Source organism: Paraburkholderia largidicola, from assembly GCF_013426895.1.
GTDB classification, from domain to species: domain Bacteria; phylum Pseudomonadota; class Gammaproteobacteria; order Burkholderiales; family Burkholderiaceae; genus Paraburkholderia; species Paraburkholderia largidicola.
Genome location: NZ_AP023175.1, coordinates 2,265,562 through 2,278,707, shown reverse-complemented (window position 1 = coordinate 2,278,707; position 13,146 = coordinate 2,265,562). Strand labels below are relative to the sequence as shown.

Annotated in this window: 12 protein-coding genes; 5 read left to right on the top strand and 7 right to left on the bottom strand. The window is 61.8% G+C overall.

Features of this window, described 5'->3' with window-relative positions; all coding sequences use genetic code 11:
• Positions 1–2: 2 nt before the first annotated feature.
• From PPGU16_RS26840 to PPGU16_RS26810, 7 genes are all read right to left on the bottom strand, one after another.
• Positions 3–1,364 carry an MFS transporter gene (locus PPGU16_RS26840; RefSeq protein ID WP_180723411.1) on the bottom strand — a complete coding sequence of 454 codons (1,362 nt, stop codon included), beginning with the start codon at positions 1,362–1,364 and terminating at the stop codon, positions 3–5.
• A 292-nt stretch (positions 1,365–1,656) separates the two neighbouring features.
• Positions 1,657–2,631 (bottom strand): LysR family transcriptional regulator, encoded by a 975-nt coding sequence (locus PPGU16_RS26835; RefSeq protein WP_180723410.1) that lies wholly within the window; start codon positions 2,629–2,631, stop codon positions 1,657–1,659.
• A 4-nt stretch (positions 2,632–2,635) separates the two neighbouring features.
• Positions 2,636–3,421: a gamma-glutamyl-gamma-aminobutyrate hydrolase family protein gene (locus PPGU16_RS26830; protein ID WP_180723409.1), complete on the bottom strand. Its 786-nt coding sequence runs from the start codon at positions 3,419–3,421 to the stop codon at positions 2,636–2,638.
• On the bottom strand, positions 3,418–4,677 hold the full coding sequence (locus PPGU16_RS26825; RefSeq protein ID WP_180723408.1) for an NAD(P)/FAD-dependent oxidoreductase: 1,260 nt from the start codon (positions 4,675–4,677) through the stop codon (positions 3,418–3,420). Before PPGU16_RS26825 ends, PPGU16_RS26830 begins: the two co-directional genes overlap by 4 nt.
• 4 nt (positions 4,678–4,681) lie before the next feature.
• Positions 4,682–5,005, bottom strand: coding sequence for a 2Fe-2S iron-sulfur cluster-binding protein (locus PPGU16_RS26820; protein ID WP_180723407.1), 324 nt, complete (start codon positions 5,003–5,005; stop codon positions 4,682–4,684).
• 26 nt (positions 5,006–5,031) lie between these two features.
• A complete protein-coding gene (locus PPGU16_RS26815) occupies positions 5,032–6,468 on the bottom strand; it encodes a glutamine synthetase family protein (RefSeq protein ID WP_180723406.1) in 1,437 nt (478 codons plus the stop codon).
• A gap of 58 nt (positions 6,469–6,526) precedes the next feature.
• Positions 6,527–7,843: an aromatic ring-hydroxylating dioxygenase subunit alpha gene (locus PPGU16_RS26810; RefSeq protein WP_180723405.1), complete on the bottom strand. Its 1,317-nt coding sequence runs from the start codon at positions 7,841–7,843 to the stop codon at positions 6,527–6,529.
• A 385-nt stretch (positions 7,844–8,228) separates the two neighbouring features.
• Here PPGU16_RS26810 and PPGU16_RS26805 point away from each other — a divergent pair, with 385 nt between their 5' ends.
• The 5 genes from PPGU16_RS26805 to PPGU16_RS26785 all read left to right on the top strand — a co-directional run bounded on the left by PPGU16_RS26805 (position 8,229) and on the right by PPGU16_RS26785 (position 13,146).
• Positions 8,229–8,960, top strand: a complete 732-nt coding sequence (locus tag PPGU16_RS26805) for a GntR family transcriptional regulator (RefSeq protein WP_180723404.1) — start codon at positions 8,229–8,231, stop codon at positions 8,958–8,960.
• Between the two features lie 135 nt (positions 8,961–9,095).
• Positions 9,096–9,779, top strand: a complete 684-nt coding sequence (locus PPGU16_RS26800; protein WP_180723403.1) for a nitroreductase — start codon at positions 9,096–9,098, stop codon at positions 9,777–9,779.
• A gap of 100 nt (positions 9,780–9,879) precedes the next feature.
• Positions 9,880–10,461, top strand: a complete 582-nt coding sequence (locus PPGU16_RS26795; protein WP_180723402.1) for an NADPH-dependent FMN reductase — start codon at positions 9,880–9,882, stop codon at positions 10,459–10,461.
• A 314-nt stretch (positions 10,462–10,775) separates the two neighbouring features.
• Positions 10,776–12,077 carry a gallate dioxygenase gene (locus tag PPGU16_RS26790; RefSeq protein ID WP_180723401.1) on the top strand — a complete coding sequence of 434 codons (1,302 nt, stop codon included), beginning with the start codon at positions 10,776–10,778 and terminating at the stop codon, positions 12,075–12,077.
• Between the two features lie 43 nt (positions 12,078–12,120).
• Complete coding sequence (locus tag PPGU16_RS26785; RefSeq protein WP_180723400.1) at positions 12,121–13,146, top strand: amidohydrolase family protein; 1,026 nt, start codon at positions 12,121–12,123, stop codon at positions 13,144–13,146.

The following is a 13,146-nucleotide window of genomic DNA, read 5'->3' as shown; positions in this document are numbered from 1 at the left end:
CGCTAGTGCGCGAGCGATTCGCCATCCGCTACATCCGGCACGCCCGCGCTCGAACACGTCGCCTGCTTGATCAGCAGAGCCGCACACGCTACCGCGCCCGCAACCGCAACGACCGTGAAAATGCCCGGCAGACTGACCTGCTGCCGCGACAACTCGGCGACGAGAAACGAACCCGCTATTCCGCCGAAGCGCCCCACACCAAGCATCCACGCGACACCCGTGCCGCGTCCCGCCGTTGGATAGAACGCTGCCGCGAGAGCGGGCATCGACGCCTGCGCGGTATTCACCAGCACACCGGCGATAAACACCGCGCACATCAGCAAGCCGATATCGCCGACTGCCTGGCCGATCGCATACACGCTGATCGCACCGAATGCATAAGCGGCGGCCACGACGCGATTGGGATTGAAACGGTCCATCAGCATGCCGCACAGCACCGTACCCACGCCGCCCAGCGGAAACAGCGCCGACACGAGCGCCGCGCGTTGCGGGCTCAGTCCCGCATCCTTGAGAAGAACGGGCATCCAGTTGACCAGTCCGTAAAAGATGACGAGGCCCATGAAATAGCACAGCCAAAGCATCACGGAGCCGAGCAGGAACGAACGCGACAACACGATGCGAATGCCGCCGCTCCCCGGTGCATGCCTGACGGTTTCCTGCATGACGAAAGCCTGTGCAACACGCGCATCCGAACTGATGCGAACCATCACCTTGCGAATCTTCTCTACCGGTTGCTGCCGCGCCACCATGTAGCGGATCGACTCCGGCAACCGGAACGCGAGCACGATGGCAAGCAGCAACGGCACTGTGCCGCCAAGCAGCAGAACGCTGCGCCAGCCGAACTGCGGAATCATCCACGCCGCGAGAAATCCACCCAAAGCGGCGCCCAAAGGGAATCCGCAGAACATCAGATTGACGATGGTGGCGCGCCGGCCGTCGGGGCAGTACTCGCTCATCAGCGTGACGGCATTCGGCATCGCGGCGCCGAGTCCGACGCCGGTGACGAAACGCAGTGTCGTCAACGCGCTCAGATCCTGCGCGTAGGCGGAAGCGAAACACGCCACGCCGAACAGCAGCACGGAGAAGGTCAGCACGAGGCGTCGCCCGCATCGGTCGGACAGAGGCCCCGAAAGCAACGCGCCGCACGCGAGCCCAAAGAGCGCGGCACTCAGCACAGGGGCGAGCGCAGCCTTGCCGATATGCCACTCCGACAGCAGCGAAGGCGCGATAAAACCGATTGCGGCCGTATCGAAGCCGTCCATCAGCACGATGACGAAGCACATCGCAAAGACGAGCCATTGAAAGCGGGAGAAAGGGTGCTCGTTGATGAGCGCTTGTACATCGACAGTCCGGGTCTCTTCCATTGCATCCTCACTGATGGGATTGAACTGCCGGCGTCGCCACGTCAGCCATTGCTGCGTGCCTCGCCGATCGATCGGGGGCCAAGATTAAGAGCGCCAAATAGGGCCAACAACCCGGCGAAGCACGCACACGGCGCGCACCTGTCCGTCGCGCGACGTGGCAAAGATCGCGCGATACGTTCGGGTTGAATCAAGAAGACCTATGTTTTCAGGCCGTTTCGACGACGTTGACGAGGCGGCGCGCCATGGCGCGCGCGCAGTGAATTGTTTGCATACCGATCTTGCACGGTCCGGGTCAACAGGTGCGAACCTGCCGCGCGACATCGGCAAGCTGGTGCCGCAACCATTGCAGCGCGGGGTCCGTGTCGTTGCGTTCGTGCCAGACGGCGCGCACGGCAGCGTTGTGACACTCGTATGGCGTCGCGCACATTTTCAGTTCGCCGTAACGCTCCAGCTCACGGCCAAGCGATGACGGCACGAGCGCGAGCATGTCGCTATGACGAAGCAGCGCGGGAATCGCGAGCGAATGCGCGACCGACATGCGCATGCGCGGCACGTCGCCACCGTCGGCGAATGCGCGGTTGAGCGCGTCGCGGTTGAACATCTCCGATTGCCGCGCCAGCCCGCGCTCGACGATAAAGCCGCTCACCGCGCCCTCTTCCTCGCCGCCCTGCGAGATCGCGACGAGCGGATAAGCGAGCAGATCGTCGCGCGTAACGGCGCGCTCGGCGATGGGGTGGTCTCGATGGAGCAGCACCACATCCGTCTGCTCCCACAACTGCGCCGAGCGCAAGCGTGCCGGCACGTCCGCGAATATGCCGATCGCCACGTCGATCCGGCCGACGTCGATCTGCCCGGCGAGATCGAGCCGCGTCGATGGACGGATCACCAGGTCCACGAGCGGCGCTTCCGCGCGCAGCCGTTGACTGAGACGCCCGAGCACCAGCGACGTGATGTAGTCGTTCGCCGCGACGACGAACTTGCGTTGCGCGACGCGCGGATCGAATGCATCTACGCCCAGCGCCGCCCTGATCTGCGCCAGCGCCCCACGCACCTGCGCGGCCATGCCGACGGCGCGCACCGTCGGCTCCATGCCCTTGCCCGTGCGCACGAACAGGTCATCGCCGAGCACCTGCCGCATGCGTCCCAGCGCGTGGCTGATCGCGGATTGGCTCAGATTCAGGCGCTTGCCTGCCAAAGCGAGATTGCGGTCTTCGAAAATCGCGTCGAATACGCGCAGCAGGTTCAGGTCGATGCGATCCGCTGACATGCTCCTAACCCTCATGATGATCGGTTGCGGGCCGTGCCGCCTGACGATACCGGCGGCAACTTGCGCCGAATGCTTCGAAGATCGAACGTGACAGTGGATCGTGTTGTGTCATGACTTCGGGGTGCCACTGCACGCCGAGCGCGAAGTCGTGTCCGTTCAGCCGATACGCTTCGATCAGGCCGTCGGGCGCGCGAGCTTCGACGACAAGCCGCGGCGCAAGCATGTCGACGCCCTGCCGATGCAACGAATTCACACGCACGCACTGCGCATGGGCGAGCGTCGACAGCATGCCAGCAGGCGTGAGTTCGACGTCGTGGCGGTATCGATAGCGGGTGGGCAGATCTTCCGCGAGGTCTTCGAGATGATCTTGCGAAAGACCCGACGCTTGAATATCCGCGTGGAGCGTGCCGCCAAAGGCGACGTTCATTTCCTGGAAGCCGCGGCAGATCGCGAGCATGGGCATGCCGCGCGCCGCCGCAGCGCGCATCAGGTTCAGCGCGACGTGATCTCTATCGGGATCGGCGAGTATGTCGCGACCTGTTTCCCCTCCATATCTGTGCGCCTCCACGTTCGATGCGCCGCCCGGAAACAGCAAGCCGCTAACGCCATCCAGATAAGGTTCCGCCGCTTCGATCTCGCGCGATGCCGGAATCAACACAGGACTGACGTTCGCGTTAAACATCAGCGCGCGGACATAGCTGTGCTTCGCGCCATGCTGGTCGTGTTCACCGATGAAGTAGCGATCACATACCACGCCGACAAGCGGACGGCCGGGTTTTTCAGCGCTCATTGCGCGACTCCCCGAACGGCGTGCACGTCGCTGCTCGCGAGCGCTTTCAGATCGAATGCGGGATCGCGTACCGCCTCCGGCGACACTCGCGCGCCGTTCGCGAGCACCTTCCGCGCGAACATGTGGTCCTGCGGCCGGTTGACGCTGTCGACGGCGATCAGCTTGTCGTCGCGAAAGTAGAAGAGCGAGAAACGTTTGTCTTCGACAGAACCGCGCATCGCGTAGTCAGTGAAACCCGCGTTCACGCCGGCCATCTGCAGCTTCAGATCGTATTGGTCGGACCAGAACCAGGGCAGCGCGCGATACGCCTCCGGCCGCCCGACGATCGTTGCCGCTGCCGTCTTTGCCATATCGTTGGCGTTCTGCACGGATTCGACGCGGCATGCACTCGCGCCAGGCGGCGCCCAGTGCGGGACGAACGAAGCGCAATCGCCGGCGGCGACGATCGACGGGTCGCTGGTACGCGCGCAGGCGTCCACCATGACGCCGCCCGCCACGTTCAGCCCGCAATCCGCGGCGAGTTCGGTATTCGGAATCACGCCGATGCCGACTACGACGAGATCGCAAACGTGTCGCCGCCCATCATCGAGTTCAACCGATACGCTCCCATCCGCGTCGTGCAGCGCGACCACCTTGCGGCCGAATTCGAACACGACACCATGCTCCATGTGAGCACGCAGCATGAAGCCGGACAGCCACGGCGACGCGACGCGTGCCAGCAGACGCGGCTCCGTCTCTACCACCGTGACATCGAGTCCCTGCTGACGCAGCGATGCTGCCGCTTCGAGACCGATATAGCCGCCACCGATCACGACGGCGCGCCGTGTCGTACGCGCGGTTTGCGCGAGACGCCGTGCGTCGCGCAGATCGCGTAAGTAATGAACGGCGCCAAGTGTCGCGCCGGGACAATCGAGCTTGCGTACCCGGGCGCCCGTCGTCAGCGCAAGGTGGCGATACGCGATGCGCGAGCCGTCATGCAGTTCGATCTCACGACGCTCGCGGTCGATGTGCGTGGCGCGCGTCGACGGCATCCACTCGATCTTCTCTTCGTCGAAAAATGCCTGCGAACGCAGCGGCAAACGCGTTTCTGCAAAACTGCCCGTCAAAAACCCCTTCGACAGCGGCGGACGCTGGTACGGCGCATCGGGTTCGTCGCCGAGCAGCACGATACGGCCGTCAAAGCCGAGTTCGCGGGCCGACGCCGCGAGCTGGACGCCCGCGTACGACGCGCCGACAACCACAAGCGTGTTATTCATGATGTCACCCTTGCCTGGGCGGAATCCGGACGACGAGTCCTTCCATCGCAGCCACCATGACGAGCTGGCAACTCAGCCGGCTTTCGGGACGCCGCTCGGCGGCGACGCCGTCGAGCAGTTCCAGTTCCGAGTCGTCGGGCAACGGCAGGTTCGCTGTCGACGATGCATCGATATAAACATGGCACGTCGCGCACGACAGGCAGCCGCCGCATTCGGCATCGATGCCGCGCACGTTGCCGTGAATCGCGGCCTCCATCACGCTGGTGCCAGCGGGTACGTCTATCTCGCGGCGATCGCCGTCGCGCAGAATGTAGGTGACGATAGGCATGACTTCTCTCCTCGATGGGAACGCCATCAGAACGTTTCGAAATACTCCCGGTGTTCCCACTCGGTGACTTCCAGATTGAAGCGGTTGATCTCCGCTTCCTTCAGCTTGCAGAAGTAGTCGATGAATGCGCTGCCGAATCCTTCTCGCAGCGATTCGTCGGCATGTAGCGCGGCGATCGCATCGCTCAAGGTGCGAGGCAATGCATCGGCCTGCGTTTCGTAGGGCGTATCCGCGGAGGCGGGCAGTTCGAGTTTGCGTCGGATTCCGTCCAGCCCCGAGAGCACCTGCGAGCCGAAGTACAGATACGGATTCGCAGCCGGTTCGCCAACGCGGTTTTCGATGCGCGTCGCGGGATCGTTTTGTCCGCCCAGCACGCGCAGCATCACGCCGCGATTGTCACGACCCCAGTTCGCGCGATCGGGTGCATTCGAATACGGCCGATAGCGGCGATATCCATTGATGGTCGGCGTCGACAGTGCGGCCGCGCCCTGCGCGTGCGCGAGCAAGCCCGCGAGATACCGCTGACCGACCATCGAGAGCGGCGCGTCCGTATTGGACGGCATGAACGCGTTGCTGCCGTCCGCGCTATGCACGAGCGACTGATGCAGATGCCATCCACTCGACACGACATTCGGAATGCGCGGGCGACACATGAACGTCGCGTGATAACCGTTGCGCTGACAGATCTGCTTGACCGCGCTGCGAAACAGAATCATGTCGTCGGCGCTCTTGATGCCTCGGGTCGGCGCGAACGTGAACTCGAACTGGCTCGGGCCGTATTCGACTTCGAGCGAGCGTACGGGCAACGCGAGCCCGTCGATACCGCGCCGGAGCATCTCCATCACGTTATCGACGGCGTCGTAGCGCAGTTCCGTCAGATACTGATAGCCATGCGACAGCAGCTCGACATCGGGCGGAATGCCCGGCTGTCCCGAATGCTCGGGCTTCATGTTCGGATCGGTGACCTTGAAGACATGGAACTCGACTTCGAGACCGGACACGAATTCGAAACCGTGATTGCCGAGCTGCTCCAGCGCATGGCGAAACAGATGACGCGTGCCGAACGGCACGGGTCGGCCGTTCGGAAAATAGACGTCGCACAGCACCCAGCCCGTGTGCGGCGCCCACGGCAGAATCCGGAAGGTCTCGGGGTCGGCGACCATCAACGTATCGCAGGCGCCCTGCATTTCAGGCATGTCGAAGCCGCCGCCTGCCGTGAATACCGGGAACACCGTGCGGTGTGAAGTATCTTTGGCGAGCAGCGTGCTCGTCAGCGTGACGCCGCTCTTGAATGCGCTGATCGCCTCGTCGACGACGAGCGTCTTGCCGCGCAGCAGTCCGTGCTGATCGGGAAACGAAAAGCGGACTACTTGCATGTCGCTCTTCTTCAGCCGTTCGAGCAGTTCCGCGTACGCGACATGCTGCGCGTCCGTCCACAAACCATGGTTTTCAACAAAAGACATCGTGCTTCACGCGGCAGTTGAACGGCCGCGCGCTCCATTGTGATTGCGGAAACCGTCCTCAAGCCTTCGGTGCGGGCCACGGCGCAGCATCGCGACGTTTGACGTCGGATGCCTTCCAGTAGTCGTCCCAGCCGTCGGCGGGCCCAATGCCGTCGATCGACGCGGGTCCCGTCAGATGCGCCGCCTGCTGTTCGTCGATCATCATCAGCGTCTTCTCGCCGGCGCGCGTCTTCTCGATCGCATCGACGAGCAGGCGCCGGTACGCGATGATGCCCTTGTCGGTCGTGCCCAGATGCTCGCGCGTGCGGTCCTGGATCGCGCCCTGGGATTCGACGGCCCACTGGTCGTGGACGTTGATGTCGAAGCCCATGCCCGTGTACGTCTGCGTCTGTTGCTCGTCGATATCGAAGCCGTAGTGATTGCGCTTGTTCTTGCGCGATGTGTAGTCGGGCAGTTCATACAGTTCGAGCCGTTGCGCGCGCATCTGCGCCTTGTCGGTCGGCGCGCCAAAGCTCGTGAAGATCGCGTACCAGTAGCAGTTCTCGTCGTCGACGGGCACGTGCCATTGCGTGATGGTCATCTCCGCGCTCATCGGAATCACGAACGCCTGCGGAAACACGACGTTGGTCACGCGCACGTGCGTCTGCGTATCGTCGAGCGGACGCTTCGCGATCAGCCGAAGCCCATAGTCGGCCGGACTGACGAGAATCTCGGGCGACTCGTATTCGCGCAGCACCTTCGTGATCGGCATATCCGAATCCGCCGACGCGCCGCGAAACTGTTTGCCGTAGCTGTCGCTCACGTCCTCGTCTTCGAAGAAGCGATGCAGGAACGAAGCGTGAGCGGGATCGATGCCGACTTCGAGAGCCTGCAGCCAGTTGCATTCGAACAGCCCCTTGAAGGCGAACGTGTATTCGCCCGGCGCGGCGAAGCAGTCGAAGTTCGGGAACGCAGGCGGCTCGCCGCCGCCGATGTAGGCGAACAGGATGCCGCTACGCTCGACCACGGGATACGCGCTTTGACGGACCTTCTTGCAGAGCGTGCTGCCAATGGGTTCGCCGGGCGTCGACAGGCAGCTTCCGTTGACATCGAAGAGCCAGCCGTGAAACGCGCAGCGCAGGCCGCCCGCTTCGAGCCGGCCCGCCGCCAGATCCGCGCCGCGATGCGGGCAGTCGCGATCGAGCATGCCGTAGCGACCCTGCTCGTCCTTGAATACGACGAAATCCTCGCCCATCAGCCGCACCGCGCGGACGGGGCGCTGCGCTGGCAATTCCTCCACGAGCGCCACGGGCTGCCAGTAGTTGCGCAGTAGCTGGCCGGCGGGCGTGCCTTTGCCAACACGCGTAATCGTGTCGTTTTGCTGGGAACTCATCATGGCTTGTCTCCGGTTGACCTGAATGCATGAGGCGAATTGCTGTATGCAATGAAGCCTCTGATGAGCACGAAGAATAGGTTGAAGAATTCACAAACGCAACAATTGCATACACCGTAAAGCGTCCCACAGATATGCATGAGCACATAATCTTGCGAGAAAATTCGCGTATCTTGTTGTTTTGCATCGCTTTATCTGCGGATCCCAGGATTTTCCCTGGCACAGATGCTTTCGAGCGCCAAATCGCATTTCATCGCTAGTTGCATACAATCAAGAACATACACACGTGCACATCCAAAGTTTTCGGTCCTGTTCCGCCTCGCATGCCCTACAATCAGACGCACGAAGTCCCCCGCGCCTGACCCGGCGAAGGGCACCGGAGAGTGAAATGGAATCCCAGCAAGAACGTGTATTGGTGTATCTGCGTGACCTGATCCTGAAGGGCGAATTCGCCCCCGGAGAGCGCCTCGGCGAAGTGGCGCTCGCCGAGCGGTTGCAGGCATCGCGCACGCCCGTCCGGCTCGCGCTCACCACGCTAGAACAGGAAGGCCTTGTCGAGCCGTCGCCGGCGGGCGGCTATGTGATGCGGCGCATCACCGCCGCGGAAATCGCCGACGCCATCGCAGTGCGAGGCCATCTCGAAGGCATGGCTGCTCGCCTCGTGGCCGAACACGGCGTGCCGCGCCAGTTATCGAATGCGCTGAACGAATGTCTGCGCGGGGGCGACCGGCTGCTCGCCAAGTCCGAACTGGACCTCGACGATTACGCCGCCTATACGGACATGAACAACCGGTTCCACAAGCTGATCGTCGAAGGCTCGGGAAACGCTGCGCTGATCCGCGCGATCGACATGAACAACCGTCTGCCGTTCGCCGCCGCAAGCGCGATGTTGCCGATGCAGTCCGCCATCGACGAAGGCCGTCAATGGCTGTTCATGGCGCATCAGCAGCATCACAGCCTCGTGCAGGCGATGGAACGAGGCGAAGGCATGCGCGCGCAGTCGCTGGCGACGGAGCACGTGCAGATCGCGCAAAGGAATCTGACCTATGCGCTCGAACGCCCGGAGGTTTATCTGAAGCTCGCGCCTGCGTTGCAACTTGTCGCGGAGGCGGTTTTATGAGCACCGTGCCGCTTTAGACGCTGGCTGCCAAATCCCATCTGCTGCAAGTCGGTCTTGCAGCTTTTTCACCGCAGTCCGTGCATTGCCTGTGTCATCATTGGCTTGACATGTTCAAGCCGTGGAGACCGGTCCTAAATGAATTCGGACGCCTATATTGTCGACGCCACTATCCGATCGCGGAAAGCTGTTCGGGTCTTTCGTCCAGACGCTGTTTCGAAAGAAGACGTCGTTGCCATTCTCGATGTCGCGCGCACTGCGCCCAGCAATTCGAACACGCAACCGTGGCGTGTTCATGTGCTGGGCGGCCAGGTCAAACGGCAATTCAGCGACGCGCTAGCGCGTGCCCATGCGGATGAAACGCATCCGCCGCTGCAACATATGCCGGAACCTTTACCCGCCGCATTCCGTTCGAGGCAAGAGGATTTCGGTGTGCGCTATTACGGCGCATTGGGTATCGACAAGTCGGACGTCGATGCGCGCTCCAGGGCAACAGGCAGAAACTTCGATTTCTTCGGCGCGCCCGTCGGCATGATTTTCACGATCGATGCCTGTATGAAGAAGTACAGCTGGCTCGACTATGGGCTGTTCCTTCAAACCGTCATGATTGCGGCGCGCGCTCGCGGACTCCATACATGCCCGCAGGTCTCGTTCGCGCGTTATCAGACTGTCATTGCAAACCATCTTGGGCTTGAACGTGGCCACGAGGTGGTCTGTGGAATGTCTCTAGGTTATGCGGATGACGATTCCATCGTGAACCAGCTCCAGATTCCGCGTGAATCCGTCGATCAGTTCGCCCTGTTCGCCGGGCTAGACGAATAGAACTGACGCGCGTCATCGTCATGGCCTGTCGGGCCATTGGCCGCGTCACGTCCCCCACATGCTTTCCCCTCGCTGTTCTCTACATCTTCTCCTCAGAATCATGACCATCAAAGTTCTTGCCCTATGCGGCAGCGGCCGCCGCGATTCATTGAATCGCAAACTTCTAAACATCGCGGCGCGCGGCGCGCATGAGGCCGGCGGCGAGATTACGTTTATCTCGTCGGCGGACTACCGGTTGCCGCTGTATGAAGGCGACTTCGAAGCCGGGCACGGTGTGCCTGACAGCGTGAGAGATCTGCAGCGACTGTTTGCGGAACACACCGCCCTGCTGGTTGCATCGCCCGAGCACAACGGCGGATACACCGCGTCGCTCAAGAACGCGATCGACTGGATCAGTCGACCTCTTGCGAGTGGTGAACCCGGAATCCCGCTAATCGCAAAGAAGGTGGCCGCCGTGGTATCCGCGTCGCCTGGACCGATGGGTGGCGTTCGTTCGATGCTCGGCATGCGAGGGGTGCTCGAGAAGCTGGGCGCCATCGTCATTCCGCAAGGATTTTCTCTTGGCGCCGCACATCTGGCATTTACCGAAACGGGTCATCTCTCCGACGAAAAAGCGGCCACCGAGGTCCGGTTGGTCGGAGCCCGTCTGGTTGAAGTGACGCAGCAACTTTCGCAACGTTAAGCAGAAATGGGGGCGTAGCGATGCGCCAGGTCCTCTGATCGAGCCTGACGCGCAACCGGCGCTCCCCTTTCCTCATTGCTTTTACGCGGAGTGGGTATCTAAAATATTTATCGGTAAGAAATTTTCCCCGGTCGGCCGACCGCTTTACCGACCGTGCTTCGCGCCCGTCTCCCAGCCTGAAGACCTCATAACTGGCCGTGTAACCACGGTTGACACGCCAGAGCCCGCTGTTATCTCATGCGTTTATTCAATGCGGGATTTGCTTCGTTGACAGACCGTCACGCGAAGCGACGCGTGTCACGGGACTTACGGCTATGGCAAAAATCATCGGCGGGCTTGCCGCATCACATACTCCGACTATCGGCTTCGCGTTCGACAAGAACAAGCGGGACGATCCCGTCTGGGCGCCAATCTTCGAGAATTTCGCGCCGCTGGCGGACTGGCTCGCTGAGAAGCGCCCCGACGTGCTGGTGACGATCTACAACGACCACGTCACGTCGTTCTTCTTCGATCACTATTCGGCGTTCGCGCTCGGCGTCGGCGAGCAGTGGCAGGTCGCAGACGAAGGCGGCGGCGCCCGCGATCTGCCCGCCATCAAGGGGCATCCGGAATTCGCGGCGCACATCGGCAAGTCGCTGATGACGGACGAGTTCGACATGTCGTTCTTTCAGAACAAGGCGCTCGATCACGGCTGCTTCTCGCCCCTGTCGATGCTGTGCCCGCACAAGCCCGAGTGGCCGGTCAAGCTGGTTCCGCTGCAGATGGGCGTTCTGCAACTGCCCGTGCCGAGCGCGCGGCGCTTCTACAAACTCGGTCAGGCGCTGCGCCGCGCCATCGAAAGCTATCCGGAAGACCTGAAGGTTGCGATTCTCGCGACGGGTGGCCTGTCCCACCAGGTGCACGGCGAACGCGCCGGCTTCAATAACACGGAATGGGACCAGCGTTTCCTCGACCTGTTCGAGCGCGACCCCGAGCAACTCGCGAACATGACGATCGCCGAGTATGCGGAACTCGGCGGCTACGAAGGCGCGGAAGTCGTCATGTGGCTCACGATGCGCGGCGCGCTGTCGTCGAACGTGGTCTGCAAGCATCGCAGCTATTACCTGCCGTCGATGGCAGGCATCGCGACGGCGATTTATGAAGGCGAAGATAGCGAGCCCAATCCCGCTATCGTCGAGCGGCATCGCCAGAAGATGGCGGTCGAACTGACCAATGTCGAGAAACTCGACGGCACGTATCCGTTCTCGATCGAGATGGCCGTGCGCGCGTACCGCATCAACGATTACCTGCATCGCATGGTCGAACCCGAGCATCGCGAAGCGTTCAAGCGCGACGAAGAAGCGAGCTTCGAGGCGGCGGGCCTGACCGAACAGGAACGCGATCTGCTTCGCCGGCGCGACTGGCGCGGACTGCTCCACTACGGCGTCATCTTCTTCATGCTGGAGAAGCTCGGCGCCGTCACGGGCGTGTCGAATCTGCATATCTACGCCGCCATGCGTGGCGAAACACTCGAAGCATTCCAGAAGACCCGCAACGCGCCCGGTGCGCTTTATTCGGTAGCCGGCAAGGGTAGTCAAAACCTCTCGTGGGACAAGTCCGGGTCGCCCAAGCAATAGACCACAGGGACTCCCAGCCACCGCACTGACAGAGACAGCAACGATGATCATCGACATTCACGGGCACTACACCACAGCACCGAAAGCGCTGGAAGCCTGGCGCAACCGCCAGATCGCCGGCATCAAGAATCCGGCCGACATGCCGCACGTTTCCGAACTCCGCATCAGCGATGATGAATTGCGGGAATCGATCGAAAGCAACCAGCTTCGACTGATGCGTGAGCGTGGCCTCGATCTGACCATTTTCAGTCCACGCGCGAGCTTCATGGCGCATCACATTGGGGACTTCGAGGTATCGAGCACGTGGGCAGCCATCTGCAACGAGCTGTGCTTTCGCGTGAGCGAACTGTTCCCGGACAACTTCATTCCGGCAGCGATGCTGCCGCAAAGTCCCGGCGTCGATATCAAGACGTGTGTCCCCGAACTGGTGAAGTGCGTCGAACAGTATGGCAATGTCGCGATCAACCTGAACCCGGACCCGTCGGGTGGTCACTGGACCAGCCCGCCGCTGTCGGACCGGTACTGGTATCCCATCTACGAGAAGATGGTCGAATACGACATCCCGGCGATGGTTCACGTCAGCACCAGTTGCAATGCGTGCTTTCACACTACCGGTGCGCACTATCTGAACGCGGATACGACCGCATTCATGCAGTGCCTCACTTCGGATCTGTTCAAGGATTTCCCGACGCTGCGCTTTGTCATCCCGCACGGCGGCGGTGCTGTGCCCTATCACTGGGGGCGCTTCCGTGGGCTTGCACAGGAATTGAAGAAGCCGCTGCTCAAGGACCATCTGCTGAACAACGTGTTCTTCGACACCTGCGTCTATCACCAGCCGGGCATCGATCTGCTGACGCGCGTGATACCCGTTGAGAACATTCTCTTCGCGAGCGAAATGATTGGTGCCGTGCGTGGCATCGACCCGGAGACGGGCTTCAACTACGACGACACGAAACGTTATGTCGAGGCAGCGGCCATCGACGCAGAGGACCGCTACAAGATCTACGAGGGCAACGCGCGGCGTGTCTATCCGCGTCTTGACGCTGCCCTCAAGGCAAAGGGAGTTTGA